Raw genomic sequence first — 15,343 nt, 5'->3', positions numbered from 1 at the left:
CGTGCCTGGCATTTTTGTATGTGCCTATTGGATCTGAACCCTGGTGCAACAATCAGGGTCTTCACCCTATACGCATGCATTCGCTAAGGAGCCCCTGATGCCTCAAGAACCGACGCTCAACCAACGCATCGTCCTGGTTTCACGCCCTCAAGGCGCGCCAACCCCGGAAAATTTCCGCCTCGAACGGGTAACCCTGCCAGAGCTGGAGGACGGCCAGGTGCTACTCAAGACGCTCTACCTGTCCCTGGACCCCTACATGCGCGGACGCATGAGCGACGCGCCGTCCTACGCCGCGCCGGTGGAAATCGACGAGGTGATGACCGGTGGCGCTGTCAGTCGCATCGAGCAATCACGCCATCCGAAATTCGAAGTGGGCGACCTGGTCGTGGGCTCCACCGGCTGGCAAAGCCATAGCATCAGCGATGGCCGCAACCTGATGCCGGTGCCCAACGGTTTGGCGAGCCCATCGATGGCTTTGGGGGTCCTGGGCATGCCAGGCATGACCGCTTACATGGGCCTGATGGACATCGGCCAGCCCAAGGCCGGTGAAACCCTGGTCGTGGCGGCTGCCTCCGGTGCGGTGGGCTCGGTGGTGGGCCAGGTCGCCAAGCTCAAGGGCCTGCGCGTGGTGGGGATTGCTGGCGGTGCGGACAAGTGCCGCTACGTGGTGGATGAGCTGGGCTTTGATGCCTGTATCGACCACAAGGGCGCAGATTTCGCCAACGAGCTGGCGCAGGCCTGTTCCAGCGGCGTGGACATCTACTATGAAAACGTCGGTGGCAAGGTGTTCGATGCCGTGCTGCCGCTGCTCAACCCCAAGGCGCGGATTCCGCTCTGCGGGCTGATCGCCGGGTATAACGCCCATGAAGCGCCAAGCGGGCCGGATCGCCTGCCGGCGCTGCAACGCACCTTGCTGACCAAGCGTGTGCGCATCCAGGGCTTTATCGTGTTTGACGACTACGGTGATCGCCAGCCCGAGTTCCTGAGCGCCATGGCGCCTTGGGTGCGCGATGGCAAGATCAAGTTCCGCGAAGACGTGGTCGACGGCCTGGAGCAGGCACCTGAAGCCTTTATCGGTTTGCTCGAGGGACGCAACTTCGGCAAGTTGGTGGTGCGCGTCGCACAGGATTGAGCATTTGACGCTAATCCGAGGCGCGGGTATAAACCGCGTCTCGTTGTTTTGTCGGACCCTTCGCCCATGAGCTTCAGCCCCCTGATTCGCCAACTGATCGACGCCCTGCGTACCTTGCCGGGCGTCGGCCAGAAAACCGCCCAGCGCATGGCGCTGCAACTGCTGGAGCGTGATCGCAGCGGCGGCACCCGTTTGGCCCAGGCCTTGAGCCAGGCCATGGAAGGTGTAGGCCACTGTCGCCAATGCCGCACCCTGACCGAAGAAGAACTCTGCCCGCAATGCGCCGACCCCCGTCGCGACGACACCCTGCTGTGCGTAGTGGAAGGGCCGATGGATGTGTACGCGGTGGAGCAAACCGGTTACCGCGGGCGTTATTTCGTGCTCAAAGGCCATTTGTCGCCGCTCGATGGCCTGGGGCCGGAAGCCATCGGCATCCCGCAGCTGGTGGCGCGGATCGAAGAGCAGGGCACCTTCAGCGAAATCATCCTGGCGACCAACCCGACGGTGGAAGGCGAAGCCACGGCGCATTACATCGCTCAATTGCTGAGCAACAAAGGGTTGATCACCTCGCGTATCGCCCATGGTGTGCCCCTGGGTGGCGAGCTGGAACTGGTCGACGGCGGCACCTTGGCGCACTCTTTCGCCGGCCGTAAGCCGATCGCGCTCTAACGACCACTGCAAATACCCAATGTGGGAGGGGGCTTGCTCCCGGTAGCGGTGTATCAGCCAATGAATCTGTTGACTGACACACAGCCATCGGGGGCAAGCCCCCTCCCACAGTTTGATTTGTGGACACAGTCAAAAGTGTGAGAGGGGGCTTGCTCCCGATGGGGCCAGTCAGGACACTACTTATCGCTCGGTCAGGGCAAACTGCGTCAGGCAAAACGTCGGGATGCCCATGTCTTCCAAGCGCTGCGACCCACCCAGCTCCGGCAAATCGATGATCGCCGCCGCTTCAAAGATTTTTGCGCCCATGCGCCGCACCAGGTTCGCCGCAGCAATCAGGGTGCCGCCCGTGGCGATCAAGTCATCGAACATCAGCACCGAGTCACCTTCGCACAGGCTGTCGGCGTGCACTTCAAGGAAGGCTTCGCCATATTCGGTCTGGTAACCCTCAGCCAGAACGTCGGCCGGCAGCTTGCCTTGCTTGCGAAACAGGATCAGTGGCTTGTTGAGCTGATAGGCGATGATCGAGCCGATCAGGAAGCCGCGTGCATCCATCGCGCCGATATGGCTGAAATCGGCTTCGACATAGCGTTGGGCAAAGCTGTCGGCGACCAGGCGCAGGGCACGGGGTGATTGGAACAATGGCGTGATGTCACGGAAGATTACCCCAGGCTTGGGGAAGTCGATGACGGGGCGGATCAGGGATTTGATGTCGAACGAATCGAAAGTCATCGTCGAAGAGTCCTGGGCGGAAAACGGACTCGAAGTATACCTGCGGCCTCGCGGGTTCGCTTGGCCGCAGACCCTGGATCACATTTCCAGGGAACCGCCGGCCAGCGCGCACAGCTGGATGGGGTCGAGGATATGCACTTCCTTGCCCTCGGCGGCAATCAGCGCATTTTGCTGGAAGCGGGTAAACACGCGGGACACGGTTTCCACCGCGAGACCCAGGTAATTGCCGATTTCATTGCGCGACATGCTCAGGCGGAACTGGTTGGCCGAAAACCCGCGGGCGCGGAAACGCGCCGATAGGTTGACCAGGAACGTCGCGATGCGCTCGTCGGCGGTTTTTTTCGACAACAGCAGCATCATCTGTTGATCGTCACGAATCTCGCGGCTCATCACGCGCATCAACTGACGGCGCAATTGCGGCAGTTGCAAGGCCAATTCATCCAGGCGCTCGAAGGGGATTTCACACACCGACGTAGTCTCCAACGCCTGGGCCGACACCGGATGAATCTCAGTGTCCATCCCCGACAGCCCGACCAGTTCGCTGGGCAAGTGGAAACCGGTGATTTGCTCTTCGCCACCATCGCTGAGGCTGAACGTCTTCAACGCCCCTGAGCGTACTGCGTAGACCGAGTCGAACTTGTCGCCCTGGCGAAACAGAAACTCGCCTTTTTTCAGTGGGCGGCCGCGTTTAACGATGTCGTCCAGCGCATCCATGTCTTCCAGATTCAATGAAAGTGGCAGGCAGAGGGGGGCCAGGCTGCAATCCTTGCAGTGGGCCTGGCCGTGAGCGCGCTGTTTAACTGGCTCGGACATTTCTTAAATCCTTGTGGGAAAACACACATAAGACGTAAGGGTAACGCACTGGAGGGCGGCGAGGCCAGCGCCAACGAGAAACCGCCGGCGGTCTAAAGATTCTGCGCTTGAGGTCGATACAGGGGCACATCCATTAGACGGAGCTTGGATCATGTCTGTTATCAGTGCCTACAATCCTGCTGTGCGCGTTCCGTTTGTGCCTGATGCAGAGGCTTCGAACGAGGCCGACGAAAAAGCCCCGGCGATTGAAAAAACCACGCAAACCAAAGTGGTTGAAGGTGTAACCGTGACTATTTCCGCTGCTGCCTTCCAGGCTGCAGGCGCGGCCAAGAGCAGCAATTCGGACATCGATGACAGCGGCCTGGACGACAACGTCAAGCAGGTACTGAAAATGATCCGCCAGTTGAAGCAGCAGATTGCCGAAAAACAAGCCGAGCTGGCGGCGGTAGCCGCCGCCAATAACCTTTCCCCTGAAGAGGCTCGCGCCCGTACCAGCGCGCTGCAGAGCGAGATCAGTTCGCTGCAGGCGGGCCTGATGTCCGCTCAGACGTCGCTGGCCAAGTCGATGAAGGGCATGAGTGCCGAAGACTCGATGAAAGCCGCCTCGCTGTCGATGTAATCAGATCACCCGCGAGAACCGCTGCCGGTTCTGGTGCTCGAGGTATGCATCGAACACCATGCACACCGAGCGCACCAGCAGGCGCCCGGCCGGCAGCACGCGGATGCCCCGGGCATCCAGCTCGATCAGGCCGTCCGCAGCCATTATCTGTAACTGCGGCCACAGCTCATCGAAATAGCCGCGAAAATCGATATTGAACCTCTGCTCGATGCCCGCGAATTCCAGGCTGAAATGGCAGATCAACTGCTGGATCACGTCCCGCCGCAGACGGTCGTCGGTGGTACAGACCAGGCCGCGACTGGTGGCCAGTTGCGCACCGGCCAAGGCGTTCTGGTACTGGTTGAGGTCGCTGCTGTTCTGGCAATACAGGTCGCCGATCTGGCTGATCGCTGAAACCCCCAGTCCAATCAAATCGCAATGCCCGTGCGTGGTGTAGCCCTGGAAATTGCGTTGCAGCGTGCCTTCTTCCTGGGCGATGGCCAGTTCGTCATCCGGCAGCGCAAAATGATCCATGCCGATGTAGCGATAACCCGCCTGGGTCAACTGCTCGATGGTGGTTTGCAGCATCAGTAATTTTTCTGCCGGCGAGGGCAGGTCTTCGGTATGGATCCGCCGCTGCGGCATGAAGCGTTCCGGCAAATACGCGTAGTTGAACACCGACAGACGGTCTGGTTGCAGGCCGATGACTTCCTCCACGGTGCGCGCAAAATTGAGTGGCGACTGCTTGGGCAGACCGTAGATCAGGTCGATATTGATCGAGCGAAATTGCAGGGTACGCGCCGCGTCGATCACCGCGCGGGTTTCTTCCAGGCTCTGCAGGCGATTGACCGCCCGTTGCACCTCGGGGTCGAGGTCTTGCAGGCCGACGCTGACGCGGTTGAAGCCCAGTTCACGGAGCAGGCCCATGGTTGCCCAATCGGCTTCGCGAGGGTCGATTTCGATGCCGTAGTCGCCCGAATCGTCCTCCAGCAGATTGAAGTGCTGGCGCAGGTGGGTCATCACCTGGCGCAGCTCGTCATGGCTGAGAAAGGTCGGCGTGCCGCCCCCCAGATGCAGTTGCTCCACCGGCTGTTTCGGGTCGAGGTGGCAGGCCACCTGCTGGATCTCTTGCATCAGGCGTTGCAGGTAGGCCTGGGCGCGACCACGGTCCTTGGTGATCACCTTGTTGCATGCGCAGTAGTAGCAAATGTTGGCGCAGAACGGCACGTGCACATACAGCGACAACGGCCGTATGGCCTTGCGACTGTCGCGCAGCGCATGGAGCAGGTCGAAGGAGCCGACCTGGCTGTCGAATTGTACGGCGGTGGGGTAGGACGTGTAGCGCGGCCCCGCCAGGTCGTAGCGGTGAATCAGATCTGTGTCCCAACGAATGGCGTCGAGCATGCGCGCGGTCCCCCGGATTGGCTAGTCGGCCGAGTCTAGGGGCAGGGTGGGGAGGGCATGTTGATTTGCATCAACGGGGAGCGGCGCTATGCCACAGGCGTGTCAGTGCCCCATTAGCCAGTGCTGGTGCGGCCCAGGCAGGGTCCAGAGGCCGAACACCACCACCAGCACACCACCAGCCATGCGCACGCTGCGCTTGCGCAATAGTGTAGTGACACGTTCGGCGGCCAGCCCGGTCGCCAGCAACACCGGCCAGGTGCCCAGGCCGAACGCCAGCATCAGCAACGCGCTGTCCAGCGCATTCCCCTGGCTCGCGGCCCACAGCAGGGTGCTGTAGACCAACCCGCACGGCAGCCAGCCCCACAGCGCGCCCAGCAGTAATGCGCGAGGCAGGCTTGAGACCGGCAGCAAGCGGCTGGCAACCGGCTGGATATGCCGCCACAGGCCGCGACCGAGGCGTTCTATACGGGTCAGGCCGCTCCACCAACCCGCCAGGTACAAGCCCATGCTGATCAGCAGCAACCCCGCGAGCACGCGCAGGAACATCGCTCCCGGGCTGTTGGCTACGGCCCAGCCGGCGAGGCCGATCAGCAACCCCGCCGCAGCATAACTGAGGATTCGCCCAAGGTTGTAGGCCAGCAGCAGGCGGAACCGGCGGCTGCGCTGCTCCGGGGGAATGGCCAGGGTCAGCGCCCCCATCAAGCCGCCGCACATGCCCAGGCAATGGCCTCCGCCGAGCAGGCCGAGGATCAACGCAGAAACCAGCAAAGGCGCCAGCTCAAGCATGGGGCGGCTCTTTGGGCGGCTGCTCGGTGCGGTTGGCTTCGTCGACAGCGGCCAGGTGATTCGGGTCCAGGTCGTCGAACAGCACGCTGTGGGCGGGGCCGTCGAGGTCTTCGTACTGACCGCTGTCCACGGCCCAGAAGAAGATGTAGATGGCCACGCCCACTAACAGCAGCGCCGCCGGAATCATCACGTATAGAGCTGGCATCTGCACTCCATGCCCGCGCGGTTCAAGCCGGCAGCGGGCGGTTTATCAAGGGGGCACTGGCGGCCTGCGCGCTGGGCAGGCGCGTCAGGCGCAGGGCATTGAGCACCACCGTCAACGAACTGAGGGACATGCCGATGGCCGCCCAGATGGGAGTGATCCACCCCAGGGCCGCGAACGGCAGCATCAGGCCATTGTACAGCCCGGCCCACAGCAGGTTTTCGATGATCACCCGGCGTGTGCGTCGCGCCAAGGTAAAAGCCTGCACCAACGCCTCCAGGCGGTTGGACAACAGCACCGCGTCGGCGCTGGTTTTTGCCAGGTCGGTGGCCGAACCCATCGCCACGCTGATATCCGCAGCGGCCAGTACCGGCACATCGTTGACACCGTCGCCGAGCATCAGCACCTTGCGGCCTTCCCGGTGCAGGCGTTGCAGCACTTGCAGCTTGTCGTCGGGGCGCAGGCCGCCGTGGGCTTCATCGATGCCCAGTTCAGACGCGACACTGGCGACCATCGGCGAGCTGTCCCCCGACAGCAGCAACGTGCGCCAGCCGCGCGCCTTGCACGCGGCAAGCAGGGCTGGCGCATCGCTGCGCAGGCGGTCGTCGAGCACGAACCAGGCGAGCGCGCCGCGTTGATCCCCCAACAGCAGCCATTGTCCGGCTTCGTCTGGTGAGGTTGGGATGGGGGCGCCACTGAGTTCACAGACAAAAGCGGCTTGGCCAATGCGCATCAAGCGTTCGCCCACGCGGCCTTCCAGGCCCAGGCCGGGGCTGCTCAGGACGTCATCGGCAGCCAGGGGGGCACGGCCGAAGGCGCGGGCAATCGGGTGTTCGGAGCGATTTTCCAGCGCGGCGGCGAGGCCCAGGCACTGCTCGCTGTCCAGCTCGCCCAGAGGCCGGATGGCCCTCAACGCCAGGCGCCCTTCGGTGAGCGTGCCGGTCTTGTCGAAGATCACCGTGTCGATCTGGTTGAGGCCTTCCAGCACATGGCCACGGGTCAGCAGCAAGCCAAGGGTGTGCAGCGTGCCGGTGGCGGCGGTGAGGGCGGTGGGGGTGGCCAGGGACAACGCGCACGGGCAGGTCGCTACCAACATGGCCAATACAATCCAGAACGCCCTGGAGGCATCGAGCTCCCACCACACCAGGCCGATTACCGCAGCCGCCAGCAGGGAACCCAGCAGAAACCACTGTGCGGCGCGGTCGGCGATTTGCGCCAAGCGCGGTTTTTCGGCCTGGGCACGCTCCAGCAGGCGCACGATGGCCGACAGGCGTGTGTCGTGGCCCAAGGCGCGCACTTGGACGGTCAGCGCGCCTTCGACGTTGAGCGTGCCGGCGGTGACGGCATCGCCGACCTGGCGGGGCTGCGGCAGGTATTCGCCGGTAAGCAGGGATTCGTCGACGCTGGATTGGCCTTCGAGAATCACGCCATCCGCTGGCAGCACCGCGCCAGGGTGGACCAGCACCCGATCATCCAAGGTCAGTTCGCCGAGCAGGATGCGTTCGCTTTGCCCGTTTGCGGTCAGGCGCAGGCACGAGGCGGGCAGCAGGTTGACCAACTGCGCAGTGGCGGCGGCGGTGCGTTCGCGGGCACGCCGCTCCAGGTAGCGTCCGGCCAGCAGGAACAGCGCGAACATGCCGACCGCATCGAAGTACAACTCGCCCACACCGGTGATCGCGGTCCAGATGCCCGCCAGATAAGCCCCGCCAATGGCCAGGGACACCGACACGTCCATGGTCAGGTGGCGGGTGCGCAGGTCGCGCAGCGCCCCTTTGAAAAACGGCGCACAGCTGTAGAACACGATGGGGGTGGTCAGAAACATCGCGACCCAGCGCAGGATGACATGCAACTCGGGGCTGAGGTCGATATTGAATTCAGGCCAAGTGGCCATGGTCGCCATCATGGCCTGGAACCACAGTAAGCCGGCAACGCCCAGTTGACGCAGGGCCAGGCGATTCTCGCCGGCCAGTTGTTCGGCGGCACGGTCCGCTTGATAGGGGTGGGCGGCATAGCCGATATGGCGCAGCTCACTGAGCACCTGGCTCAACGGTAACTGCCCGTCGGCCCAGCGCACGTGCAGGCGGTGGTTGGACAGGTTCAACCGCGCCTCGGCCACGGCGGGCAGGCTGCGCAGGTGTTTCTCGATCAACCAGCCACAGGCCGCGCAGCTGATGCCTTCCATCAGCAGGGTGGCTTCGGCGAATTCGCCGGTGTGGCGTACGAAAGGCTTTTGCACATCGGCGCGATCGTACAGCGCCAGTTCATCGACCAGTTGCACCGGCAGCGCTTCGGGGTTGGCCGAGGCTTCGCTGCGGTGCCGGTAATAGCTTTCCAGCCCGCCTGCCACAATCGCCTCCGCCACCGCCTGGCAACCCGGGCAGCAGAGCTCGCGGCGCTCGCCGAGGATTTGTGTGGTGAACCGGCTGCCGGAGGGGACGGGCAGGGCGCAGTGGTAGCAGGGGGTGATCATGGTTCGGGATCTCAGATCGTTCCCACGCTCTGCGTGGTAACGCCTCGCTGGACGCTCTGCGTCCGCTTTTATGGCGCTGAGCGCCACGGGCTGCATTCCCACGCGGAGCGTGGGAATGATCAGTTACTTCTTCAGGTCTTCGGCACCCTGCAACGGCTCATCGCCCAGCAACAAGTCTGTGTCGTGGCTGACCTCTTCTTCTTCGAACAGGCGCCAGGTCTTGTCGCCTTCCACGCCGAGCAGTTCCACGAAGCGGCGCCCTTCGACCTTGTCGGTGACCTGGCCGATGTAGCGGTCCGGTTCGCTGGCGCTGCGGGTCAGGTTGATCTTGCGATCCTTCGCCGGCTGGGTCGGTGAGATCAGGTTCAGCTCCAGGGTGTTCGGGTTGCTGTAGCCGGTGAGGTGCAGATCGACTTCACCGGTCAGCGCGTCCAGGTGCAGCTTGCCGCGCAGTTGCAGGGTCTGGGCCAGGCGTTCGCGGTCCAGGGAGCGGTTGATGCCTTTGCCGGCCTCGTAATAGTTGTCGTTGACCAGGTTGTCCGGGTGGTTCACCGCGATGGTCACCATGGACAAGGTCAGGGTCACTGAGCAGGCGAGGATCGCGATGATGATCCAGGGCCAGAGGTGCTTGTACCAGGGGCTTGCGGCAGTGGTTACGGGCATTCTCGTGTTCCCTGTCTAACGGACTTGTGGGCCGATGAATCGGCTCTTGGCTTCAATGCGGACGCTGTTGTCGTCGGCGTCCTCAAGGATGAACGTTACCTCGTTGGTGCTTGACGGCAACTGCTCGGGCGCACTCGACAATTCTACCGGCATGCTGACGATGTCGCCGGCGGCCACCTTGATTTCGCGTCGGCCTTGCAGCTTGAGGTCGGGCAGGCCGGCGGCGTCGAGCACGTAGGTGTGGTCGCGCTGATCCTTGTTCATGATTTTCAGGCTGTAGACGTTTTCGATGCGCCCTTCGGCGTTTTCGCGGTACAGCACACGGTCCTTGCTCACGTCGAAGCCCACCAGCGAACGCATGAAGAACGCGGCCACCAGCAGGCTGATCATCGCCAGCAATACCAAGGCGTAACCGATCAGGCGCGGGCGCAACTTATGGGTTTTCTGTCCGGACAGATTGTGCTCGGTGGTGTAGCTGATCAGGCCGCGTGGGTACTCCATCTTGTCCATGATGTTGTCGCAGGCGTCGATGCAGGCAGCGCAACCGATGCACTCGATCTGCAGGCCGTCGCGGATGTCGATGCCGGTGGGGCACACCTGCACGCACATCGTGCAGTCGATGCAATCGCCCAGGCCCTGGGCCTTGTAGTCGACCCCCTTCTTGCGCGGGCCACGCACTTCGCCACGGCGTGGGTCGTAGGAAACGATCAGCGTGTCCTTGTCGAACATCACGCTCTGGAACCGCGCATAGGGGCACATGTAGATGCACACCTGTTCGCGCAGCCAGCCGGCGTTGCCGTAGGTGGCAAGGGTGAAGAAACCCACCCAGAAATACGACCAGCCGTCGGCCTGGCCGGTGAAAAAGTCCAATACCAGTTCGCGGATCGGCGAGAAGTAGCCGACAAAGGTCAGGCCGGTGACAAAACCGATCAGCAGCCACAGCGTGTGCTTGCTGAATTTGCGCAGGAATTTGCTGACGCCCATGGGCGCCTTGTCCAGCTTGATGCGCTGGTTGCGATCGCCTTCGGTAACCTTTTCGCACCACATGAAGATCCACGTCCACACGCTTTGCGGGCAGGTATAGCCGCACCAGACGCGGCCGGCGTAAACCGTGATGAAGAACAGGCCAAACGCCGCGACGATGAGGATGCCCGACAGCAGGATGAAATCCTGAGGCCAGAAGGTTGCGCCAAAAATAAAGAACTTACGCTCCGGCAGGTTCCACCACACCGCCTGGTGACCGCCCCAGTTCAGCCACACCGTGCCGAAGTACAGCAGGAACAGGCCGGCACCGCCGAGCATGCGCAGATTGCGGAACAGCCCGGTGAAGGCGCGGGTGTAGATTTTCTCTCGTGACGCATAGAGATCGACGGTTTTGGCAGGCGGGGTAACGTCGTGTACCGGTATCTGGTTGCTCATCATTGCATCCCACGGCGGTGGAGATTTGCCTCGGCCAGTACGTGCCAACCGGGGTCAAATTAAGGATGTTGCAGTGGCCTAATGATACGCCCCCGGTGGTACGTGAAGGGTGCGACCTTTGGTCGCGTTGGGGGAAATCAATTGATGGTGTACGTGATCTGGATCAATTGACTTGTGAAGTATGGATGGTTTTGTGGGTAGGCAGGTCATTCCTCCCATGGATTAATCAGCGCAACACCACTGGATTTGAAGTCGCTGACGTTGCGCGTGACGACGGTAAGCCCATGAACCAGAGCGGTTGCGGCGATCAACGAGTCACTCTCGTTGGCCCGGTCTGGAACATGCAAGTGCGCACAACGCAACGCGACCGCCGCATCAACGGGCAGGATTCGGGCATCAAAGGCGGGCATCACATGGCGCTTGAGCCAGGCCCTCAACACCTTCCCCTGAGTCGGGTCTCGCCGCTCAACGCGCAGCACTCCGGTTTCCAGTTCCTTGAGCGTGATCGCGGAAATGAACATGCGTGGCGCTATCACGCTTTTTGCCCAGGCAACGACGTTTGCATCAGCCTGAGGTTTACGAAGTTCGGAGATAACATTGGTGTCGAGTAGATACATCAGGGAAGGTCCACGGGTCGATGAATGATCACGGCGCGCTCGGTTTCGAAGTCGATATCCGCCGCTTCCGGCATCACCAGCAGGTCAACGATGTCGGCATTCAGACCTGTCAATTTCTGGTAGTCCTCAATGCTTAGCAGTACATGGGCGGGCTTGCCGCGATCAGTGATAAAAACAGGCCCTTGGCGTGCGGCTTTTTTGGCACCACTTGTGTCTTGGTTGAATTCGCGGCTGGAAATGGTGGTGATGGTCATGGGGCGGCCCCCCTTTGTCGGATGTGATGTAGTTACGTTACTACTTGTGGTTGTGTGCGGCAAGTCCGAGGCCGCGAGTGGTAGTCCATGCCTGTTTGACAGATTCTGAGCGCCAGAAACAAAAAGCCCCGCCAGTTTTTGCTGCGCGGGGCTTTGTTGTATTCGACGAATTACTGCTCCTCAGCCTTCTTATCCCCATGGGACAAGCTGTACACATACGCCGCCAGCAAGTGCACCTTGTCGTTGCCCTGCAGTTGTTCCTGCGCTGGCATCTGGCCCTGGCGGCCATAGCGAATGGTTTGCTGCAGTTGGGCGAAGCTCGAACCGTAGATGAACGCACCCGGATGAGTCAGGTCCGGTGCGCCCATGGCCGGGGTGCCTTTACCGGCTGGGCCGTGGCAGGCCACGCAGTTGGCGGCGAAGAGTTTTGCGCCGTTGGCGACGTCGGCCTTGGCGCCTTCCGGCAGCTTACGGCCATCGAGGTTGGTCACCACGAACGCCGCTACGTCGGCCACGCCTTGCTCGCCGATCACTTCGGCCCAGCCTGGCATCACCGCATGGCGGCCCTGCATGATGGTTTGCTTGATGGTCGCCGCGTCACCGCCCCAGCGCCAGTCGGCATCGGTCAGGTTGGGAAAACCGTAGGCGCCCTTGGCGTCGGAACCGTGGCACACCGAGCAGTTGGAGGCGAACAGACGCCCGCCCATCTTCAGGGCCTGCGGGTCCTTGGCCACTTCTTCAATCGGCATTGACGCAAATTTGGCGAAGATCGGTCCGAATTTGGCCTCCGACCTGGCCATTTCCTTTTCCCATTCGTGCACGCCGGTCCAGCCGGTCTGGCCGTTGGCGAACGCGGTTTGCTTGTCGTTGTCGAGGTAGTTGTAACCCGGCAGCAGGCCTTTCCAGTTGCCCAGGCCAGGGTACAGCGCCAGGTAGCCGAGGGCGAAGATGATGGTGCCGACGAACAGCATGAACCACCATTTGGGCAGCGGGTTGTCGTATTCCTCGATTCCGTCGAACGAGTGGCCGACGGTCTCGTCCGTCTGTTCGGCGCGCTGGCCCTTGCGGGTCGACAGCAGCAGCCAGGTCAGGGCGAAGATGGTACCCAGACTGAGGACTGTGACGTACAGGCTCCAGAACGTAGTCATTCTTTGTTACTCCTAGACGCTTGCTCGACGTGCTTGATGGCTTCCGGGTCATCCGCAAAAGGCAGCATGGTCGCGTCGTCGAATTCCGATTTGCGCCGTGGGCTGAACACCCACAGCGCCAGGCCGATAAAGGCCACCATCACCACGACGGTGCCCAGGCCACGAATCATTCCGATATCCATGCCGGTCACCGTTTGCTTTTGATGAGGGTGCCAAGGCCCTGCAGGTAGGCCACCAACGCGTCCATTTCGGTCTTGCCTTTGACGGCGGCTGCCGCACCGGCGATGTCTTCGTCGGTGTAGGGCACGCCCAGGGTGCGCAGGACTTCCATTTTTTTCGCGGTGTCCTTGCCGTCGAGCTTGTGTTCCACCAGGAACGGGTACGCCGGCATTTTTGACTCCGGCACCACGTTGCGCGGGTTGTACAAGTGCGCGCGGTGCCAGTCATCGGAGTAACGCCCGCCCACGCGGGCCAGGTCCGGGCCGGTACGCTTGGAACCCCACAGGAACGGGTGGTCCCACACGCTTTCACCGGCGACCGAGTAGTGGCCATAGCGTTCGGTTTCGGCGCGGAACGGGCGGATCATCTGCGAGTGGCAGCCCACGCAACCGTTGGCGATGTAAACGTCGCGGCCTTCCAGTTCGAGGGCGGTGCGCGGTTTCATGCCTTCGACCGGCTTGTTGGTCACGTCCTGGAAGAACAGCGGGACGATCTGGGTCAGGCCGCCGATGCTCACGGCGATGACCATGAAGAAGGCCAGCAGGCCGATATTCTTTTCGACTACTTCATGCTTCATCAGTGGGCTCCCACGACAGCGATCTTGGCGGCGGCTTCAGCTTGCTCAGGGTCGGAGGCACGCACGGTGCGCCAGACGTTGTAGGCCATGAACAGCATGCCGGTGGCGAAGAACGCACCGCCCAGGGCGCGCACGATATAGCCCGGGTGGCTGGCTTGCAGCGCTTCGACGAACGAGTAGGTGAGGGTGCCGTCGTCGTTGATCGCACGCCACATCAGGCCCTGGGTAATGCCGTTGACCCACATCGAGGCGATGTAGAGCACGGTGCCGATAGTGGCCAGCCAGAAGTGCGTGTTGATCAGCCCGACGCTGTGCATCTGCGCACGCCCGAACAGCTTGGGGATCATGTGGTACAGCGCGCCAATGGAGATCATCGCCACCCAGCCCAGAGCGCCGGCGTGGACGTGGCCGATGGTCCAGTCGGTGTAGTGGGAGAGCGAGTTGACGGTCTTGATCGCCATCATCGGGCCTTCGAAGGTCGACATGCCGTAGAACGCCAGCGAAACCACCAGAAAGCGCAGGATCGGGTCGGTGCGCAGCTTATGCCAGGCGCCCGAGAGCGTCATCATGCCGTTGATCATGCCGCCCCAGCTCGGCGCCAGCAGGATGATCGACATCGCCATGCCCAACGACTGCGCCCAGTCCGGCAGCGCGGTGTAGTGCAGGTGGTGCGGACCGGCCCAGATGTACAGGGTGATCAGCGCCCAGAAGTGCACGATGGACAGGCGGTAGGAATAGATGGGACGTTCGGCCTGCTTGGGCACGAAGTAGTACATCATCCCGAGGAAGCCGGTGGTGAGGAAAAAGCCCACGGCATTATGCCCGTACCACCACTGGATCATCGCGTCCGTCGCGCCGGCATAGGCCGAGTAGGATTTGAACAGGCTGACCGGCAGGGACGCGTGGTTGACGATGTGCAACATCGCTGTGACCAGGATGAACGCCCCGTAAAACCAGTTGCCGACATAGATGTGCTTGGTCTTGCGCTTGACGATGGTGCCGAAGAACACCACGGCGTAGGTCACCCACACAATGGCGAGCAAAATGGCAATCGGCCACTCCAGCTCGGCGTATTCCTTGGTGGTGGTGTAGCCCAGGGGCAGGCTGATGATGGCGCCGACGATGACCGCCTGCCAGCCCCAGAAGGTAAAGGCGGCAAGGCCATCGGAAATCAGTCGCGTCTGGCAGGTGCGTTGCACGACGTAGTAGGAGGTGGCAAACAGCGCACAGCCACCGAAGGCAAAGATCACCAGGTTGGTGTGCAGCGGGCGCAGGCGGCCGAAGGTCGTCCAGGGCAGGTCGAAATTCAATTGCGGCCAAACCAGTTGCGAGGCGATGAACACCCCGAGCCCCATGCCAAGGATCCCCCAGACCACCGTCATGATGGCGAACTGGCGAACGACCTTATAGTTATAAGCAGTCGGACTGATTGCTGTGCTCATTCTAAGGTTCCACGGTTTAGGTTTTTTTATAGGTAAAATCGGCCGCAAGTATGTAGAAAGCGAGGGGCCATTGCAACGCAATGACTGACCTGTATCAATGCGTTCCACGCCAGATTCTGCGCCCTTTCCATGTTTGGCGTAAGGATAAAATCCTAATTGAAAGCTGATCAAGTGGACAGGAAAATATCGAAGCCTTGACGA

17 protein-coding genes are annotated in these 15,343 nt (G+C 61.8%); 3 read left to right on the top strand and 14 right to left on the bottom strand.

Annotated elements, in window-relative coordinates; genetic code table 11:
* Positions 1-97 precede the first annotated feature (97 nt).
* Together C4J90_RS19045 and recR are read left to right on the top strand one after the other, a co-directional pair.
* Complete coding sequence (locus tag C4J90_RS19045; RefSeq protein ID WP_124415300.1) at positions 98-1,132, top strand: NADP-dependent oxidoreductase; 1,035 nt, start codon at positions 98-100, stop codon at positions 1,130-1,132.
* A 66-nt stretch (positions 1,133-1,198) separates the two neighbouring features.
* Positions 1,199-1,801, top strand: coding sequence for a recombination mediator RecR (recR, locus tag C4J90_RS19040; protein WP_124363897.1), 603 nt, complete (start codon positions 1,199-1,201; stop codon positions 1,799-1,801).
* A gap of 180 nt (positions 1,802-1,981) precedes the next feature.
* Here the strand turns inward: recR and C4J90_RS19035 are convergent, their stop codons facing one another.
* A complete protein-coding gene (locus C4J90_RS19035) occupies positions 1,982-2,530 on the bottom strand; it encodes an adenine phosphoribosyltransferase (RefSeq protein WP_124363896.1) in 549 nt (182 codons plus the stop codon).
* A gap of 78 nt (positions 2,531-2,608) precedes the next feature.
* Complete coding sequence (fnr, locus tag C4J90_RS19030; protein WP_124363895.1) at positions 2,609-3,343, bottom strand: fumarate/nitrate reduction transcriptional regulator Fnr; 735 nt, start codon at positions 3,341-3,343, stop codon at positions 2,609-2,611.
* Positions 3,344-3,494: 151 nt separating this feature from the next.
* Here fnr and C4J90_RS19025 point away from each other — a divergent pair, with 151 nt between their 5' ends.
* Positions 3,495-3,962, top strand: a complete 468-nt coding sequence (locus C4J90_RS19025) for a hypothetical protein (protein WP_124415299.1) — start codon at positions 3,495-3,497, stop codon at positions 3,960-3,962.
* On the opposite strand, the gene hemN is transcribed toward C4J90_RS19025, so the two are convergent.
* The 12 genes from hemN to ccoN all read right to left on the bottom strand — a co-directional run bounded on the left by hemN (position 3,963) and on the right by ccoN (position 15,142).
* Entirely contained in the window at positions 3,963-5,345 is a 1,383-nt protein-coding gene (gene hemN, locus C4J90_RS19020; RefSeq protein ID WP_124420571.1) for an oxygen-independent coproporphyrinogen III oxidase, read from the bottom strand.
* Between the two features lie 102 nt (positions 5,346-5,447).
* Entirely contained in the window at positions 5,448-6,131 is a 684-nt protein-coding gene (locus C4J90_RS19015) for a sulfite exporter TauE/SafE family protein (protein ID WP_124420570.1), read from the bottom strand.
* Positions 6,124-6,336, bottom strand: a complete 213-nt coding sequence (gene ccoS / locus C4J90_RS19010; protein ID WP_124420569.1) for a cbb3-type cytochrome oxidase assembly protein CcoS — start codon at positions 6,334-6,336, stop codon at positions 6,124-6,126. Before ccoS ends, C4J90_RS19015 begins: the two co-directional genes overlap by 8 nt.
* 22 nt (positions 6,337-6,358) lie before the next feature.
* Positions 6,359-8,803, bottom strand: a complete 2,445-nt coding sequence (locus tag C4J90_RS19005) for a heavy metal translocating P-type ATPase (protein ID WP_124420568.1) — start codon at positions 8,801-8,803, stop codon at positions 6,359-6,361.
* Between the two features lie 123 nt (positions 8,804-8,926).
* Positions 8,927-9,466, bottom strand: coding sequence for a FixH family protein (locus C4J90_RS19000; protein ID WP_124415295.1), 540 nt, complete (start codon positions 9,464-9,466; stop codon positions 8,927-8,929).
* 15 nt (positions 9,467-9,481) lie between these two features.
* Entirely contained in the window at positions 9,482-10,885 is a 1,404-nt protein-coding gene (ccoG, locus tag C4J90_RS18995; protein ID WP_124363889.1) for a cytochrome c oxidase accessory protein CcoG, read from the bottom strand.
* Positions 10,886-11,091: 206 nt separating this feature from the next.
* Positions 11,092-11,502 (bottom strand): type II toxin-antitoxin system VapC family toxin, encoded by a 411-nt coding sequence (locus tag C4J90_RS18990; RefSeq protein ID WP_124371488.1) that lies wholly within the window; start codon positions 11,500-11,502, stop codon positions 11,092-11,094.
* Entirely contained in the window at positions 11,502-11,756 is a 255-nt protein-coding gene (locus C4J90_RS18985; protein WP_124363887.1) for a type II toxin-antitoxin system Phd/YefM family antitoxin, read from the bottom strand. The genes C4J90_RS18990 and C4J90_RS18985 overlap by 1 nt, the downstream gene beginning before the upstream one ends.
* Before the next feature lie 170 nt (positions 11,757-11,926).
* On the bottom strand, positions 11,927-12,904 hold the full coding sequence (ccoP, locus tag C4J90_RS18980) for a cytochrome-c oxidase, cbb3-type subunit III (protein WP_124371487.1): 978 nt from the start codon (positions 12,902-12,904) through the stop codon (positions 11,927-11,929).
* A complete protein-coding gene (locus C4J90_RS18975) occupies positions 12,901-13,086 on the bottom strand; it encodes a CcoQ/FixQ family Cbb3-type cytochrome c oxidase assembly chaperone (RefSeq protein WP_003193169.1) in 186 nt (61 codons plus the stop codon). Before C4J90_RS18975 ends, ccoP begins: the two co-directional genes overlap by 4 nt.
* A 5-nt stretch (positions 13,087-13,091) precedes the next feature.
* The gene (ccoO, locus tag C4J90_RS18970) at positions 13,092-13,700 is read right to left on the bottom strand and encodes a cytochrome-c oxidase, cbb3-type subunit II (protein WP_124363885.1); all 609 of its coding nucleotides are present in this window, start codon (positions 13,698-13,700) and stop codon (positions 13,092-13,094) included.
* Positions 13,700-15,142 (bottom strand): cytochrome-c oxidase, cbb3-type subunit I, encoded by a 1,443-nt coding sequence (ccoN, locus tag C4J90_RS18965; protein ID WP_124363884.1) that lies wholly within the window; start codon positions 15,140-15,142, stop codon positions 13,700-13,702. The genes ccoO and ccoN overlap by 1 nt, the downstream gene beginning before the upstream one ends.
* Between the last annotated feature and the right edge of the window lie 201 nt (positions 15,143-15,343).

Source organism: Pseudomonas sp. R2-60-08W, from assembly GCF_003852335.1.
Lineage (GTDB): Bacteria > Pseudomonadota > Gammaproteobacteria > Pseudomonadales > Pseudomonadaceae > Aquipseudomonas.
The sequence above is the reverse complement of the archived record's forward strand: the minus strand, read 5'-3'. Positions and strand labels throughout refer to the sequence as shown.